This window comes from Paracoccus alkanivorans (genome assembly GCF_003697785.1).
GTDB lineage: Bacteria > Pseudomonadota > Alphaproteobacteria > Rhodobacterales > Rhodobacteraceae > Paracoccus > Paracoccus alkanivorans.
On sequence record NZ_QOKZ01000001.1, the window covers coordinates 464,795 to 480,871 of the forward strand.

The window sequence follows — 16,077 nt, forward strand, 5'->3', positions numbered from 1 at the left end:
AGATGATTTGTCCTTCGTTCATCATTGGTGGAGTTCCGTTCACCGGATAACCGGATGGCCGGATGGCCTTGCAGCCCGTCAGCATCTCGACCGCAATCAGCCCTTCCGAATTCCGGCAGCATAGCACTTTTTTGTAGCGCACTGACAATTGTCAGGTTAGAGCTGGTGCTGTCAGAGGTCAAGATCGCAGGCGGCGAAAAGGCAATGATCACCCGCCATATCCATGCGCCGCAGCTTTACCGCGCGGCAAAAACGGATACTTGCCGTTATCGTAGTTTTGCGGAATTGAGTTTCGTCATGCGGTATTGGCAGGCTGAAAGATTGAGACTAACCTCCGCGAGACGAGTCGCGCGCGTTGCGGAGGAAAGCCTGCGAACCGGCTCGCTACGGGAGGAAACCATATGTCCAGATCAACGCAAGCGGTGGCCGATACCGGTGCTGCCCAATGCCGCCCGATGACATTCGAGCAGGCGGTGCGCCATGTCGAAAAACACGACCCGATGTTCCAGACGACGACGGTGACGGTTCGCGGAATCACCTACAAGGCTTTCAGAAACAGCCCGCGGAACCTGCCCGAGATGATGCGCTCGAACCGCGAAAAGCATGGCAACGGGGCTGCGGATTACCTGGTCTATGCCAACGAACGCTGGACCTATGACGAGTTCTGCGATGACGTCGACAGGATGGCGCGAGTCCTGCGCGACAGGTTCGGCCTGTCGAAAGACAGCCGCGTCGCCATCGCGATGCGCAATTATCCTGAATACCTGATCATGATGCTGGCGATATCCTCGATCGGCGGCGTTGTCGTGCTTCTCAATGCCTGGTGGACCACGGAAGAGTTGGAATACGCGTTGCAGGACAGCGAGGCCCGGCTGGTCGTCGCCGATGGCCCCCGGCTTGAAAGATTGCGGCCTCTCACTGCTCCTCTGGGCCTGACCACCATAGGCGTCAGGGATGGGGAAGGTCACGCGATGCACGGTTATGCGGAACTGCGCGGCAGTATCGAATCCGGCGCGATGATCGAGACGGATATCGATCCCGACGAGGATTTCGCGATCATCTACTCCTCGGGCACGACCGGCCATCCGAAGGGCGTGGTGCAAACCCATCGCGGCGCGATGACCGCGGTATATTCATGGCTCATGCAGGTCGCGATCGCGCCGCTGGTGAATCCGCCCGGGCCGCATACGCCGCCCGCCCTTCCCACCTCCGTCCTGGTGGTTACACCGCTCTTTCATGTCACCGCCTCGCATACGCAGTTCCTCTACAGCCTGGCGGCACCGGCCAAGATCAGCCTGCTGCATAAATGGGATCCCATTGACGCTATCCGGGTGATCAAGGCAGAAAACGTCACCCGCTTTCTGGGCGTGCCCACGCAATCGGCCGAACTGATGGCCGCCGTGCGCGAGACCGGAGAGACGCTGCCCTCGCTCAGATATATGGGTGCCGGAGGGGCCAAGCGCCCGCCTGCACAGGTCGCCCAGCTCGCGGAAACCTTCCCGAGTGCCGCAGTGGGAACGGGCTGGGGCATGACTGAAACCAACGCCCTGGGGATCGGCATGATGGGCGATGTCTACAAAGATCGCCCGAACGCCGCCGGGCGACTTTACCCGCCGGTGCAGGAACTCAGGATCCTGGACGACGCAGGTAATCAGCTTCCGCCAAACACCCTGGGCGAAATCACGGTCAAGAGCCTTGCCAATATGCGATGCTACCTGAACAAGCCGGAGGAAACCGCAGTAGTCCTGAAGGATGGCTGGCTGAGCACCGGCGATCTGGGCATGATCGACGAAGAGGGTTTCGTCACGATCCTGGATCGCAAGAAGCATATCATCATCCGGGGAGGCGAGAATATTTCCTGCCTCGAAGTCGAAGGCGCCTTGCATCGGCATCCGGACGTCATCGAGGCATGCGCATTCCCCGTGCCCGACGAACGCCTGGGCGAGATCGTGGGTATCGCCGTGCAGCTACGCGACGGCATATCCATGAGCCAGACCGAAATGGCAGATTTCCTTTGCGATCATCTCGCGAAGTTCAAGATCCCCGAAAAGCTGTGGTGTCAGCATATGCCGCTGCTGCGCGGTGCCACCGACAAGACGGATCGCCGTGCCGTCCGCGCCGCCTGCCTTGGGCGATAATCCAGATCTCACCGGAAACCAGCAAAGGAGCTTTCATGGCTCAGGAAACCATCATGAACCCCTCCGCGACCGGAGATGTGGAGGCTTATATCGCCGCCGCCGGAAAAGCTGCCTGGGAAGTCCCGGGGATCGATCCATCCACGCCGCGTCGCCGTATCGGCACGGTCGGGATCATTGGCGCGGGAACCATGGGCGGCGGTATCGCGATGAATTTCGCGACCGCCGGCATCCCCGTCAGGATCGTCGATACGACGCAGGATGCGCTTGATCGCGGATTGCGGGTCGTGCGCGGCAATTACCAGCGCAGCGCCGACAAGGGGCGCTTTCCCCGGCACGAGGTCGAGGCGCGGATGGCCCGGCTGGACGGGCGGCTCGATATCGCGGAACTGGGCAATTGTGACCTGGTGATCGAGGCCGTCTTCGAGAACATGGATCTCAAGCGCAGGATCTTTGCCGAACTGGACAAGGTCATGAAACCGGGCGCGATCCTGGCGACCAATACCTCGGCGCTGGATATCGACGAGATCGCCAGCGCGACAAGCCGTCCTGCCGATGTCATCGGACTGCATTTCTTTTCCCCGGCCAATGTGATGAAACTGCTCGAAATCGTTCGCGCCGGGCAGACCGCACCGGATGTCGTCGCCACCTGCATGGATTTGGCCCGCACGATCGGCAAGGTCGCCGTTCTGGTCGGAGTCTGCCCGGGTTTCGTCGGCAACCGCATCCTCTTCGCACGGCAAAAGCAGGCCCTCAGGCTGATCCGCAAGGGGCTCATGCCCTGGGATATCGATTCCGCCATCAACGCGTTCGGTTTCAGGATGGGCCCTTTCCAGATGAGCGATCTTGCCGGGCTGGATATCGGCTGGTCGAAAGGAGCCACGACCCAGAATCCAATCCGCGACGCGCTGTGTGAAATCGACCGGCGCGGCCAAAAGACCGGCGCGGGATATTACGATTACGACGACGCGCGCAGGCCGGTCCCCTCGGATATCACCGCCGGAATCATCCGCGACATCACCGGCGCCGAACCAATCGCGATGTCCCGGGACGAAATCATCGAAACCTGCATCTTCCCGATGATCAACGAGGCAGTGAAGATCCTCGAGGAAAACAAGGCGCAACGCCCCTCGGATATCGATGTGGTCTGGCTGAACGGTTACGGCTGGCCCGCCGAAAAGGGCGGTCCGATGTTTTATGGCGACATGATCGGGGCAAAGCCCGTATTGGCGCGGATGGAACGGCTTGGCGCCGATGATCCCGAATTCACCCCTGCCGCGTGTTTGCGCCGGCTTGCGGAGAGCGGCGGCAGCTTCACCGCGATCGACTGCGGAGGACTTAAGACATGAGCCATGAATTCATCACGACCGAACGGCGGGGCAACATCCTGATCGTCACCATGAACCGGCCCGAGGTCTACAACGCGGTGCATTCCGACATGCATCACGAGATGAGCGGTTGCTGGGACGCCTTCGCCGCCGATCCGGAACTGTGGGTCGCCGTCCTGACAGGTGCGGGCGACAAGGCATTCTGTGCCGGCAACGACCTGAAGGCGACGGCCAGCGGCGGGAACAGCAGGGGAATGCCGCCGACCGGATTCTCCGGGCTGAGTTCCCGCTTTGACCTGGAAAAGCCGATCATCGCGGCGGTCAACGGTTTCGCGATGGGCGGCGGCTTCGAAACGGCGCTGTCCTGCGACATCATCATCGCCTCCGAACATGCCAAATTCGCCCTGCCAGAGGTGAAGGTCGGCTTTTTCGCCGCCGCCTCGGGGGTCCAGCGGCTGTCGCGCTATATCGGGCGGCTCGCTGCGCAGGAACTGATGTTCACCGGCCGCACCATCGAGGCCCATGAGGCGCTGCGGCTTGGCTGCTGCAACGAGGTCGTCCCGCATGAACGGGTCCTGCCCCGCGCATTGGAATTGGCGGAACAGATCTGCGAGGTCTCTCCCTCTTCTGTGAAGGCGACCAAGCGGGTCCTGAACAGGATGGCCGTGACCGAATCCCTGCCACAGAACCTTGAATACTCACGCGAGGTGCAGCGGGACCTGGCCCGGACCGAGGACTTCTCGGAAGGCGTCAGGGCATTCGTCGAAAAGCGCAAGCCCAACTGGGTGAACCGGTGAAACAACCCGTGTTTATGGAAAAGGAATCTTGATGATGATGTTCGACCTGACAGGAAAAACCGCCCTTCTCACCGGAGCCTCGAGGGGCATGGGATTTGCCATGGCCAAGGCACTGGCGGAGCATGGCGCGACAGTGGTTATTTCCGCCCGCAAACAGGACCAGTTGGACACGGCTGCCGCCGAGATCAACGCCATGGGCAAGGGTAAGGCCCACGGGATCGCATGCAATATCGGCTACAAGGACCAGTTGCAGGCGCTGGTCGACAAGACCCGCTCGGTCGCGGGCAAGATCGACGTGGTCATCGGGAATGCCGGGGTGAACCCCTATTACGGGCCGACATCCGAGATTCCCGACGAAGCCTATGAAAAGACCATGAGGGCCAATGTGCAGTCGAATCTCTGGCTGGCCGGGATGGTGGTTCCCGACATGATCGAGAAAGGCTCGGGATCGATGGCCTTCACCTCCTCGATCGGGGCCTTCAAACCCTCGGTGATGCTGGGCACATATGGCATGTCGAAACTGGCTCTGATCGGGCTCGTGCGGAACCTCGCGGCGGAGTTCGGCCCGAAGGGTGTGCGCTTCAACGCCATCTGCCCCGGCCTTGTCCGCACCGAATTCGCCCGCGAGCTGTGGGACAATCCGGATGTCGAAAAGCGGATCCAGAACGACATCCCCCTGCGCCGCCTTGGCGAGCCGGAGGATTTCGCGGGTCTCGCCGTTTTCCTCGCCTCGGATGCCAGCCGTTACATGACCGGGCAGGCCCTGACCGTTTGCGGCGGCTCGAACATGTGGACCTGACAGGGCCCGGACGGGCATGGCGGGCGTGACCGCCCGCCTTCTTGCAGCAAAGGGCCCGTTTCTTCACCCGTCCTCCTGCCCCGCCGCCAGCAGCGCCAGGTCGCGATGCCCGCGCCCGGCCAGTTCCACCGCCGCGCGCCATGCCCGCAACCCGCTGCGGCAGCACAGCACCACGCGCCGACCTGCCGGGGGCCGCCACGCGGCCATCGCCTCGGGGGCAATCCGCAAGGCGCCGGACGTAACCTTGCATGGGGCCTCGCTCTCGGGGCGCAGCTCGACCACGCAATCGGCGTCGCGCAGATCGGCCTTTGCCACGAAGGATAGCGCCGGTCCATCGGGTTCGGGAGCGCTGTCGAAGCGGAAACTTCCGAAACGCCATCCGGCCAGATCGACCGTCATCGCCTGCCCGATGGGCGAGGGTTGCAATCCCAGGAGGGCTGAAAGCGCCATCTGCGCCTGCAAGGCTCCCATCACCGCGACGGCGGGTCCCATCACTCCCGCCGTCGCGCAGCTTTGAGCTCGTCGCGGCAGATCGGGAAACAGCGCCCGCAGGCTTGGCCCGGCGCCGCAGAACCCGCCCACATATCCCTGCCGTCCCAGCACCGAGGCAGCGATCAGCGGCAGGCGGCGGCGCATGCAGGCATCCGAGAGAATATAACTTACGGCGAAACTGTCCGCCGCGTCGATCACCAGATCGGTGTCCTCCAGCATCGCACCTACCGTTACCGGATCCAGCCAGCCGCGGACCGCCTCGGCCATGATCCCGGGGTTCAGCGCCATCGCCTCGCGCGCGGCGCAATCGGCCTTGGGCTTGCCGATATCGGCATGACGGAACAACGTCTGGCGATGCAGGTTGCTTTCATCGACGCAATCGCCATCGACGATCCGCAGATACCCCACGCCCGCACCGGCCAGAGCCGGGATCACCGTCGCGCCCAGCCCTCCCGCACCGATGATCAGCACCCGGGCAGCGGCCAGCCGCGCCTGCCCCTCGGCACCGATCTCGGGCAGGATCATCTGCCGGTCATAGCGGGACATGCGCACCCTCTCGCGTGGCCAAGATCCATTCCTTGCAGCGCGCCTCGGGATCGGGGGCAGTCTGGATGTCGGTGACCACCGCCGCGCTATCCGCGCCCGCCGCAAAAACACCGGGCAGGCGTTCGGGTGTCAGCCCGCCGATAGCGACCAGCGGCACATCGCCCACCCGCCGCTTCCAGTCGCGAACGCGATCCAGTCCCTGCGGACCCCATTTCATCTTTTTCAGCAGCGTCGGGTAAACCGGCCCGAGGGCCACATATTCCGGGCCGAAAGACAGGGCGCGGTCCAGTTCCGCCTCGTCATGCGTGGACAGGCCAAAGCGCACCCCGCCCCGGCGCAGCGCATCGAAATCGGCGCTGTCCATATCCTCCTGCCCCAGATGGACGAAATCCACGCCCATCTCCAGCGCCAGTTGCCAGTAATCGTTCAACACCAGTTGCGCCCCATGCGCCGCGCAGCAATCGCGCGCCCGTGCCACCTGATCGCGCAGGGCAGCGCCCTCGACGTCCTTGACCCGCAACTGCACCAGCCGCACGCCCAGGGGCACCAGCCGCTCCAACAGATCGGCAGTCCCGGTGATGAGATAGAAACGATCCAGCCTCATGACAGCGCCGCCATGCCGAATATCGGGGTCGAGGCCATCGCCATGTCGCGCCGCCCCATCAACCCCGCCTCATGCGCCAGCCGCCCGGCCTGAACCGCCCCGGCAAAGGCCCGCGCCATCGTCACGGGATCACCCGCGCGGGCGACAGCGGTGTTCAGCAGCACCGCGTCAAAGCCCATTTCCATCGCCTTCGCCGCCTGCGACGGCGCGCCGATCCCCGCGTCGATAACCAGCGGGATATCCGGGAAATGTGCCCGCATCGTGTGCAGCGCGTCCTCGTGCCGCAGCCCCTGCCCCGAGCCGATCGGCGCACCCCATGGCATCAGCACCCGGCACCCGGCCTCGATCAGCTTCTCGCCCAGGATCAGGTCCTCGGTCGTATAGGGAAACACCTCGAAGCCATCCGAGCAAAGGATCCGCGCCGCCTCGACCAGCGCGAATGGATCGGGTTGCAGCGTGTCGGCGTGGCCGATCACCTCCAGCTTGATCCAGCTGGTCCCGAACAGCTCGCGCGCCATCTGCGCCGTGGTGACCGCCTCGCGGGCACTGTGGCAGCCCGCCGTATTGGGCAAAAGCCGGCAACCGCTGGCCTTGATCAGATCGCGGAACCCCGCGCCTCCTGCCCCTTCCCGGCGCAGGCTGACGGTGATGATCTCTGCCTCCGAGGCTGCAATCGCGTCGCTCAACACCCTGGGTGAAGGATATTGCGCCGTTCCCAGCATCAACCTCGATTTCGGCGTGAACCCGTAGAACATCGCTCAGCCCCCTTGCATCGGCGACAACACCTCGATCCGCGCGCCCTCGGTCAATGCGGTTCCATCCCGCATACCGCGCGGCACGAACTCACCATTCACCGCGGTGGCGACCGAGGGCGCGGCAAGCCCCTGCTCCTCGATCAGTTCGGACAATGTGGCGGCGGCGGTCTCGACCTGCTCGCCATTCAGTTCAACTCGCATCTCGCATCTCCATCTGCAGGCGATCCGCCAAGGCCTCGGCCAGTGCCGGAGCCATTAGGAAGCCGTGACGATACATGCCGTTGACATGGATACGCCCCCTTTCTTCACGGATCGCGGGAATATTGTCGGGGAATGCAGGGCGCAGCCCCGCGCCTGCCTCGACCAGCCGCGCCTCGGCAAAGCCGGGATGTAGGGCATAGGCGGCGGACAGAAGTTCCATGATGGCACGGGCGGTAATCGGGCCGGGATCGTCGGTCTCGACCATCGTCGCGCCGATCATGTAGCGCCCCTGCCCGCGCGGCACGACATAGCAGGGAAAGCGCGGATGCAGCAGCCGGACCGTCCGGGTCAGTTCCAGTTCCGGGGCCTCGACGATCAGCATCTCGCCCCTGACCCCGCGCAGATCGGGCAGCATGTCGCGCGCGGCCATCCCCCGGCAATCGATCACCCGCCCGCGCGGCTCGCCCCGCCGGATCGGCACGCCCTTGGCGGTCAATCGGTCCCGCAGGGCGGTCATGGCGGCGCGCGGGTCCAGATGCGCCTCTTCGGGGAAGTAAAGCCCACGGGCAAAGCGCCCCGCAAGCTCCGGCTCCAATATGCCGGGATCAGCGGCGTCATGCCCCCGGGTCATCCGCGCGAAACGGTCCAGTTCCGCACTGTCGCGAGGCGGGACCACGACCAGCGTACCGCGCCGGACCACTCCCGGCACCCGAGCCGCCCACCAATCGGCGGCACCCGCCCCGGCACTGACGACATCGGATGGTGCGGATTCCCCTTCGCATCCCGGAGCCAGCATGCCCCCGGCCCAATGCGAGGCGGGGGTGGAGCTGTCAGCAAGCAGTTCAACGGGCAGGCCCCGCTCAGTCAGTGCGCTTGCAACGCAAAGGCCGGTGACTCCGTTGCCGATGACGGAAAACATCAGCCCGCCCCCCGCGCAAACAGGCGCCGCGTGGCCGTGTGGAGTGGAAAACTCATCCCTCCACCTTCTCGATGTCCTCGACCGGCATATACAGATCGCCGCCCTCGCGGTATTTCCCTGCCATTTCCTCCATGCCCTTGGCGCGCGCCTCGGCCCGTATGTCATGGCTGATCTTCATCGAACAGAATTTCGGCCCGCACATAGAACAGAAATGCGCCACCTTATGCGCCTCTTTCGGAAGAGTCTGGTCGTGGAACTCGCGCGCCGTGTCGGGATCGAGCGAGAGGTTGAACTGATCCTCCCACCGGAACTCGAACCGGGCGCGGGACAGCGCGTCGTCACGCAATTTCGACGCCGGGTGCCCCTTGGCCAGATCGGCAGCATGGGCGGCGATCTTGTAGGTGATCACGCCGGTCTTCACATCGTCGCGGTCGGGTAGACCCAGATGCTCCTTGGGCGTGACATAGCACAGCATCGCCGTCCCGAACCAGCCGATCATCGCCGCGCCGATGGCGCTGGTGATATGGTCGTATCCCGGCGCAATGTCCGTCGTCAGCGGCCCGAGCGTGTAAAAAGGCGCCTCGCCGCAATGGGTCAGCTGCTTGTCCATGTTTTCCTTGATCTTGTGCATCGGCACATGGCCGGGGCCCTCGATCATGACCTGGCAGTCCTTTTCCCACGCGATCTGCGTCAACTCGCCGAGGGTTTCCAACTCGGCGAATTGTGCCGCGTCATTGGCATCGGCGATAGAGCCGGGGCGCAACCCGTCGCCGAGGCTGAAGCTGACATCATAGGCGCGCATGATGTCGCAGATCTCGTCGAAATGCTCATACAGGAACGACTCGCGGTGGTGATGCAGGCACCATTTCGCCATGATCGAGCCGCCACGGCTGACGATTCCCGTCACCCGCTCGGCGGTCAGGTGAATGAAGGGCAGCCGCACGCCTGCATGGATGGTGAAATAGTCCACCCCCTGCTCGGCCTGTTCGATCAGCGTGTCGCGGAACACCTCCCATGACAGGTCCTCGGCCACCCCGTTCACCTTCTCCAGCGCCTGATAGATCGGCACGGTGCCGATGGGCACGGGGCTGTTGCGGATGATCCAGTCGCGGATATTGTGGATATTGCGTCCAGTAGACAGGTCCATGACCGTATCCGCGCCCCAACGGATCGCCCAGACCATCTTCTCGACCTCTTCCTCCATCGAGGAAGTGACCGCGGAATTGCCGATATTGGCGTTGATCTTGACCAGGAAGTTACGGCCGATAGCCATCGGCTCGATCTCGGGATGGTTGATATTGGCGGGGATGATCGCGCGTCCCGAGGCGATTTCCTGCCGCACGAATTCCGGCGTGACGTGATCGGGAATGGCCGCGCCCCAGTCATTGCCGTCGCGGATCAGCTTTTCCTTTGCCGCCTTCCGTCCCAGATTCTCGCGGATGGCGACGAATTCCATCTCGGGCGTGATGATACCGGCTCGGGCATAGGCCATCTGCGTCACCGCCCCGCCTTTCGCCCTGAGCGGCTCATGCCGTAGCGGGAAACCCGGGACCAGCCGCTCGCCGGTGGCAAAGCCGTTATCCTCGGGCTTGACCACCCGGCCATCGTAGCGCTCGACATCCCCGCGCCCGATGACCCAATTCTCGCGCAAACGCGGCAACCCCCTGGCGATATCGATCACCGCCTGCGGATCGGTATAGGGGCCGGAGCTGTCATAGACCGTCACCGGCGGCTCCATGGCCGAGGGGTGCAACTCGATCTCACGCATCGGCACGCGGATATCGCGATGCATCTCCCCCGGGTGCCAGGCCTTGCGCGAGGCGGGCAAGGGGCCGGTGGTGATTTCAGGTGCGGCGGGTTGGCTGTGCTTATTCATGGCGTCTCCTCAAGCATCACTCGAAAAGACCCAGAATGACGTTTGAGGCAGAAAGCGACCGGTCTGCGGTCCTTGCGGGGCCGCCACGGCCCAAAGAGCGGCTGCCCTTCGGTCTTCCTACGCCAGTATCAACTGGGTCAGGTTCAAAGGGTCGCTGCACCGTGACACAGGTCATTCGCATGACACATGGCACCAATCAGCCTCTCAGTCCCTTGGGCGGGACTCCCCTGACATCTGCTAAGGTCACAAACGCGGTGGGACTTGTCAAGCACCCGTTTGCGCAGCGCGGGATGCGGCTATGCGCGGAGGCGTATTGAAAGGCTCTGTCGGGGGGCACAGTTCTTACCGGCAAAAGCATTCGTCACGAAGAAAGGACATTCGATGACATCCCTTTTCGATCCGTTGCAACTGGGACCGCTCAGCCTGAAAAACCGCGTCTTCATGGCCCCGTTGACCCGTAGCCGGGCCGGGACAGAGCGTGTCCCGAATGCGCTGATGGCCGAATATTATCGCCAACGCGCAGGCGCCGGGCTGATCCTGTCCGAAGCAACCAGCGTTACCCCGATGGGCGTCGGTTATGCCGACACACCCGGGATCTGGAACGAGGAACAGGTCGAGGGCTGGAAGGCTGTCACCAACGCCGTGCACGAGGCCGGTGGAGTGATTTTCCTGCAGCTATGGCATGTCGGACGCATCTCGCATCCGATCTTTCTTGGCGGAGAGCTTCCGGTCGCGCCAAGCGCCATCCAGCCCGCCGGTCATGTCAGCCTTGTGCGTCCGAAAACCGCCTATGTCACGCCGCGTGCGCTTGAAACCGACGAGATTCCCGGCATCATCGCGGCCTATCGCCAGGGGGCCGAGAACGCCAGGCTCGCCGGTTTCGACGGCGTCGAGATCCATGCCGCCAATGGCTATCTGATCGACCAGTTCCTGCAGGATCGCAGCAATCGGCGGACCGACCGGTATGGCGGTTCGATCGAGAACCGGGTGCGGTTGCTGAACGAAATCACCGATGCGGTGATCGAAATCTGGGGCGCGGATCGTGTGGGCGTGCATCTTGCGCCTCGCGGTGACAGCCACGACCTGGGCGACAGCGATCCCGCCGCCCTGTTCACACGGGTCGCCCACGACATGGCGGCGCGAGGCGTGGCCTTCCTCGCCCTGCGCGAGCATATCGGCGATGACAGCCTTCTGCCCGCAATCAAGCAGGCCTTCGGCGGGATCGTCGTCGCCAATGAGGGGCTGACCTATCAGAGCGCGACGCAATTGCTGTCGGAAGGGCATGCCGACGCCGCCGCTTTCGGGCGCGATTTCATCGCGACCCCCGACCTGCCGGAACGTTTCCGCAAGGGAAAACCGCTGAACGAGGTGAATCCGGCGACCTTCTATAGCGGCGGGGCTGAGGGATATACCGATTATCCGACGGCGGAATCCGTCGCAGCCGAGTAATCCACATATGCTGCGCCGCCAAATCTGGTCGGCGCAGCATCACCCGAATATCGTCCCCTCGCAGAAAGTCCGGTCATGCGAAGCGGATAGCATGCCGCCTCGCCGGAATATCACCCGGCCGAGGCGCTTTCCTTCTTGGTATCGGCATGGATCAGCAGCGGCTTGACCGAGGCATTCTCGACCGCATCCTCGTTCACCACCACCTCTTCGACGCTCTCCAGGCCGGGCAGGTCGAACATGGTATCCAGCAGGATATCTTCCATGATCGAACGCAGCCCGCGCGCGCCCGTCTTGCGCTTGATCGCGCGCTTGGCGATTGCGGTCAACGCATCGTCGGTGAAGGTCAGCTGCACGCCTTCCAGGTCGAAAAGCCGTTGATATTGCTTGACCAGGGCGTTCTTGGGCTTGGTCAGGATGATGATCAGCGCGTCCTCGTCCAGATCGGTCAGCGTGGCGATCACCGGCAGGCGGCCGACGAATTCCGGGATCAGGCCGAATTTCAGCAGATCCTCGGGTTCCAGATCCTTGAATACCTCGCCCACACCGCGATCGTCGTTCTCCTTGACCGAGGCGCCAAAGCCCATTGCCGTGCCCTTGTTGCGCTGCGAGATGATCCGGTCCAGCCCGGCAAAGGCACCGCCGCAGACGAACAGGATATTCGTCGTATCCACCTGCAGGAATTCCTGCTGCGGATGCTTGCGCCCGCCCTGCGGCGGCACCGAGGCGACCGTGCCCTCCATGATCTTGAGCAGCGCCTGCTGCACCCCCTCGCCCGATACATCGCGGGTGATCGAGGGGTTGTCGGACTTGCGGGTGATCTTGTCGACCTCGTCGATATAGACGATGCCGCGCTGCGCCCGCTCGACATTGTATTCGCTGGCCTGCAACAGCTTGAGGATGATATTTTCGACATCCTCGCCGACATAGCCCGCCTCGGTCAGGGTGGTCGCATCGGCCATGGTGAAGGGCACGTCCAGGATCCGCGCAAGCGTCTGCGCCAGCAGAGTCTTGCCGCAGCCGGTGGGACCGATCAGCAGGATATTCGACTTGGCCAGCTCGATATCCGATTTCGTGCCGTGATTCAGCCGCTTGTAATGGTTATGCACGGCAACCGAGAGCACGCGCTTGGCGTGCTCCTGGCCGATCACGTAATCATCCAGAACCTGGCAAATCTCTTTCGGCGTGGGCACCCCCTCGCCGGATTTCAGCCCGGTCGACTTGGTTTCCTCGCGGATGATATCCATGCAGAGTTCAACGCATTCGTCGCAGATGAATACCGTCGGCCCCGCGATCAGTTTGCGAACCTCATGCTGGCTCTTGCCGCAAAAGCTGCAATAAAGCGTGTTCTTGCTGTCTGAGCCGGACTGGTTTGCCATCGTCCACTTCCTTCACTACCGCCCCGCGCTTCCCGGCGCGGCGGGCGATCCCGGAACCCGTCCGGATATCGCCATTCAACTCATTCACCCCGGCATGCTTGCCGGCAGCGTATTGCCTTGGGCTCCATGTTAGGGATGACGCGCTTCCGTCACAATCCCCCCTCGCCCTATTTCTTCTCTGGCTCGGCCTTGCCACGCGGTTCCAGCACCTCGTCGATAAGACCCCAGTCCTTCGCCTCCTCAGGTGACATGAAGCGGTCACGCTCCAGCGCCTCTTCCACGTCTTCCAGCTTTTTACCAGTGTGTTTCACATAGATTTCATTCAGCCGGCGCTTGAGCTTCTCGGTTTCCCGCGCATGGATCAGGATATCGGTCGCCTGCCCCTGGTATCCGCCCGAGGGCTGATGCACCATCACCCGGCTGTTGGGCAGCGAATAGCGCAGTCCCGGTTCCCCCGCCGCGAGCAGCAGCGAGCCCATCGACGCCGCCTGCCCGACCACCAGCGTCGAGATGCGGGGCCGGATATACTGCATCGTGTCGTAGATCGACAGGCCCGAGGTCACCACGCCGCCGGGGCTGTTGATATACATGCTGATATCCTTGGACGGATTCTCCGCCTCAAGAAACAGGAGCTGCGCGCAGATCAGCGTGGACATCCCGTCATGCACCGGCCCCGAGACGAAAATGATACGCTCCTTCAGAAGCCGCGAGAAGATATCGTAGGATCGCTCCCCGCGCGAGGTCTGTTCCACCACCATGGGAACGAGGGTGTTCATGTAGAATTCTGCCGGATCGCTCATCACTGTTCCTTGCCTGATTGTCCCTGTTCCCGCGATTCGTCCGGGCAATAGGCCCTGTCCTAGACGCGAAAGCTTGACAGAGTCTTAGTAACCGGCAAGGTCCGCCGCAAGGGATGGAACGAAATTCACCTGACACCGCGAGGGCGGCACGGCAGGAGGCAGGTATGAAACTGATCGTTGGCCTTGGCAATCCGGGCGCTAAATACGCGAACAACCGCCATAATATCGGCTTCATGGCCGTTGACATGATCGCTGCGGATCATGGGCTGGGGCCGTGGAAAGCCCGCTTCCAGGGCCAGGTGGCCGAGGGACGCCTTGGCGAAAGCCGGGTCATGCTGTTGAAGCCGCAGACATTCATGAACCTGTCGGGTCAATCCGTTGGCGAGGCGATGCGCTACCTGAAGCTGACGCCCGCCGATGTTACCGTTCTGCATGACGAACTGGATCTCGCTCCCGGCAAATGCAGGGTCAAGCGCGGCGGCGGGCATGCCGGGCATAACGGGCTGCGCTCGATCCATCAGCATATCGGGGCGGATTACGACCGGGTGCGGCTCGGGATCGGGCATCCGGGGCACAAGGACCGGGTGGCGGGCTATGTGCTGTCGGATTTCGCCAAGGCGGATCAGGAATGGCTGGACGATCTGCTACGCGGGATCTCGGACGGAGTGGCGGCGCTGGCGGCGGGCGATAACGGGCGCTTCCAGAACGCGGTGGCCAATCGCGTGGCGCCGGCCCGTAACAGCGGCACCGCCCCCGAGGCGCCACCGAAGCGCAAGCCGCCCGCCTCCAAGAAACCTTCTGCCGACAAGCAGGAAGCGGAGGCGTCACAGAAACCGCAGCAGGAGCCTCCCAGCTTCGCCGACCGCCTGCGTGCCCTGACCGAGCGTTTCAAGTGACCGCCGCCGGTCACCGCGAATCCTTTCGCAAGCAGGCAATCGCCTGCCGTGCGCTCGGCTCCCCGCTGACTGCCGAGATCTGCGAAATCCTTGCCGAGACCTTGCAAGAGGACCAGGGAGAGGTCGCGCACCGCATCCTGAACTGGCCAGGCGATTCCTCTCCACGTGCCGACGCGGTGCCGCTGCGGCTTTGCGGAGGGCTGCATGCGCTGGTGCTGACCGGGGCGGACAAGACATTGGCGGCGGCCTATGCCGATGCCCGTCCGACCGCCGGGATCCTGCTGCAGGCAATCGCCAGGCATGAGGATCACCTGCTGGGCTGGCTGCAGGGTCCGCCCCAGACAAACGAGGTTGGGCGGGCGGCAGCGATCATCGCAGCGGCGCGTTTCGCGACCGGCCAATGCCCGCTTCCGATCAGAGCGCTGGAACTGGGCGCATCGGCCGGGCTCAACCTGAATTTTCATCGCTACGACCTGAATCCGAAGGGGGTGCTGCCCCCGTCCGGCCCGGATTCCCCCGGGATATTTCTTGAAGAAGAAGGGCTTCCCCGGGTCGTGTTGCGTCCCGACTGGACGGGCGAGATGCCCCGGGGGGACATCAAAGTTACCGAGGCCGAGGGAGTGGATCTGCGACCCGTCGATCCGGTGGGCGACGAATTGCGGCTATTGGCCTATTGCTGGGCGGGTCAGCCCGAGCGGATGGCCCGGTTGCGGGCAGCTTTGGCGATCGCGCGGCGGTATCCGCCACGGGTCACCGAGGGCGATGCGGCGGGATGGCTGGAAACCCGGCTGGCACAGCCTGCGCCGGAGCGGATGACACTGGTCTATCACACCATCGCCTGGCAGTATTTTCCGCCCGCGACCCGGGCTGTCTGCGAAGCGGCCCTGCAGACGGCGGGAGCGCAAGCGACGTGCAAGGCTCCGCTGGCGCATTTCTCGATGGAGGGGGATGGTGGCATAGGCGGCGACGGCGCCGCGCTGACCCTGCGGTTATGGAATGGCAGGCTGCGCGCGTGGAAATTGGGACGCGTTGACTTCCACGGCCGATGGATCAGGTGGCAGCCCACGGCGCTGTGAAATCTCAGGGGCTTGGCGCAGCGCGCGG

General features: G+C 63.5%; 15 protein-coding genes and 1 riboswitch. Of the genes, 7 read left to right on the forward strand and 8 right to left on the reverse strand.

Annotated features, from left to right (window positions below; all coding sequences use genetic code 11):
* The first annotated feature begins 401 nt into the window (after positions 1-401).
* Genes C9E81_RS02320 through C9E81_RS02335 form a run of 4 tightly spaced genes read left to right on the forward strand, consistent with a single transcriptional unit; the run spans position 402 to position 5,059 of the window.
* A complete protein-coding gene (locus C9E81_RS02320; RefSeq protein WP_243698462.1) occupies positions 402-2,138 on the forward strand; it encodes a class I adenylate-forming enzyme family protein in 1,737 nt (578 codons plus the stop codon).
* Between the two features lie 35 nt (positions 2,139-2,173).
* Positions 2,174-3,484, forward strand: coding sequence for a 3-hydroxyacyl-CoA dehydrogenase (locus C9E81_RS02325; RefSeq protein ID WP_243698463.1), 1,311 nt, complete (start codon positions 2,174-2,176; stop codon positions 3,482-3,484).
* Complete coding sequence (locus C9E81_RS02330; protein ID WP_122110691.1) at positions 3,481-4,260, forward strand: enoyl-CoA hydratase-related protein; 780 nt, start codon at positions 3,481-3,483, stop codon at positions 4,258-4,260. Before C9E81_RS02325 ends, C9E81_RS02330 begins: the two co-directional genes overlap by 4 nt.
* 31 nt (positions 4,261-4,291) lie before the next feature.
* Positions 4,292-5,059, forward strand: coding sequence for an SDR family NAD(P)-dependent oxidoreductase (locus tag C9E81_RS02335; RefSeq protein WP_122110692.1), 768 nt, complete (start codon positions 4,292-4,294; stop codon positions 5,057-5,059).
* Positions 5,060-5,122: 63 nt separating this feature from the next.
* Here the strand turns inward: C9E81_RS02335 and C9E81_RS02340 are convergent, their stop codons facing one another.
* From C9E81_RS02340 to thiC, 6 genes are read right to left on the reverse strand one after another with little or no spacing between them, the layout of a single operon-like run.
* On the reverse strand, positions 5,123-6,097 hold the full coding sequence (locus C9E81_RS02340) for a HesA/MoeB/ThiF family protein (RefSeq protein WP_122110693.1): 975 nt from the start codon (positions 6,095-6,097) through the stop codon (positions 5,123-5,125).
* Complete coding sequence (locus C9E81_RS02345) at positions 6,084-6,695, reverse strand: thiamine phosphate synthase (RefSeq protein WP_122111130.1); 612 nt, start codon at positions 6,693-6,695, stop codon at positions 6,084-6,086. Before C9E81_RS02345 ends, C9E81_RS02340 begins: the two co-directional genes overlap by 14 nt.
* A 2-nt stretch (positions 6,696-6,697) precedes the next feature.
* A complete protein-coding gene (locus C9E81_RS02350) occupies positions 6,698-7,456 on the reverse strand; it encodes a thiazole synthase (RefSeq protein WP_122110694.1) in 759 nt (252 codons plus the stop codon).
* A gap of 3 nt (positions 7,457-7,459) precedes the next feature.
* Complete coding sequence (gene thiS / locus C9E81_RS02355) at positions 7,460-7,657, reverse strand: sulfur carrier protein ThiS (RefSeq protein ID WP_122110695.1); 198 nt, start codon at positions 7,655-7,657, stop codon at positions 7,460-7,462.
* Complete coding sequence (locus C9E81_RS02360; RefSeq protein ID WP_122110696.1) at positions 7,647-8,576, reverse strand: FAD-dependent oxidoreductase; 930 nt, start codon at positions 8,574-8,576, stop codon at positions 7,647-7,649. The genes thiS and C9E81_RS02360 overlap by 11 nt, the downstream gene beginning before the upstream one ends.
* A 52-nt stretch (positions 8,577-8,628) precedes the next feature.
* Positions 8,629-10,452 carry a phosphomethylpyrimidine synthase ThiC gene (gene thiC / locus C9E81_RS02365; RefSeq protein WP_122110697.1) on the reverse strand — a complete coding sequence of 608 codons (1,824 nt, stop codon included), beginning with the start codon at positions 10,450-10,452 and terminating at the stop codon, positions 8,629-8,631.
* 97 nt (positions 10,453-10,549) lie between these two features.
* Positions 10,550-10,691: riboswitch (TPP riboswitch) on the reverse strand.
* Positions 10,692-10,833: 142 nt separating this feature from the next.
* Here thiC and C9E81_RS02370 point away from each other — a divergent pair.
* On the forward strand, positions 10,834-11,901 hold the full coding sequence (locus tag C9E81_RS02370; RefSeq protein WP_122110698.1) for an alkene reductase: 1,068 nt from the start codon (positions 10,834-10,836) through the stop codon (positions 11,899-11,901).
* Between the two features lie 110 nt (positions 11,902-12,011).
* On the opposite strand, the gene clpX is transcribed toward C9E81_RS02370, so the two are convergent.
* Complete coding sequence (clpX, locus tag C9E81_RS02375; RefSeq protein ID WP_122110699.1) at positions 12,012-13,277, reverse strand: ATP-dependent Clp protease ATP-binding subunit ClpX; 1,266 nt, start codon at positions 13,275-13,277, stop codon at positions 12,012-12,014.
* A 167-nt stretch (positions 13,278-13,444) separates the two neighbouring features.
* Positions 13,445-14,077: an ATP-dependent Clp protease proteolytic subunit gene (locus C9E81_RS02380; RefSeq protein WP_122110700.1), complete on the reverse strand. Its 633-nt coding sequence runs from the start codon at positions 14,075-14,077 to the stop codon at positions 13,445-13,447.
* A gap of 164 nt (positions 14,078-14,241) precedes the next feature.
* Between C9E81_RS02380 and pth the strand changes: the two genes are divergently transcribed.
* Positions 14,242-14,973: an aminoacyl-tRNA hydrolase gene (gene pth, locus C9E81_RS02385; protein WP_122110701.1), complete on the forward strand. Its 732-nt coding sequence runs from the start codon at positions 14,242-14,244 to the stop codon at positions 14,971-14,973.
* Entirely contained in the window at positions 14,970-16,049 is a 1,080-nt protein-coding gene (locus tag C9E81_RS02390; RefSeq protein WP_122110702.1) for a DUF2332 domain-containing protein, read from the forward strand. Before pth ends, C9E81_RS02390 begins: the two co-directional genes overlap by 4 nt.
* Positions 16,050-16,077: the final 28 nt, after the last annotated feature.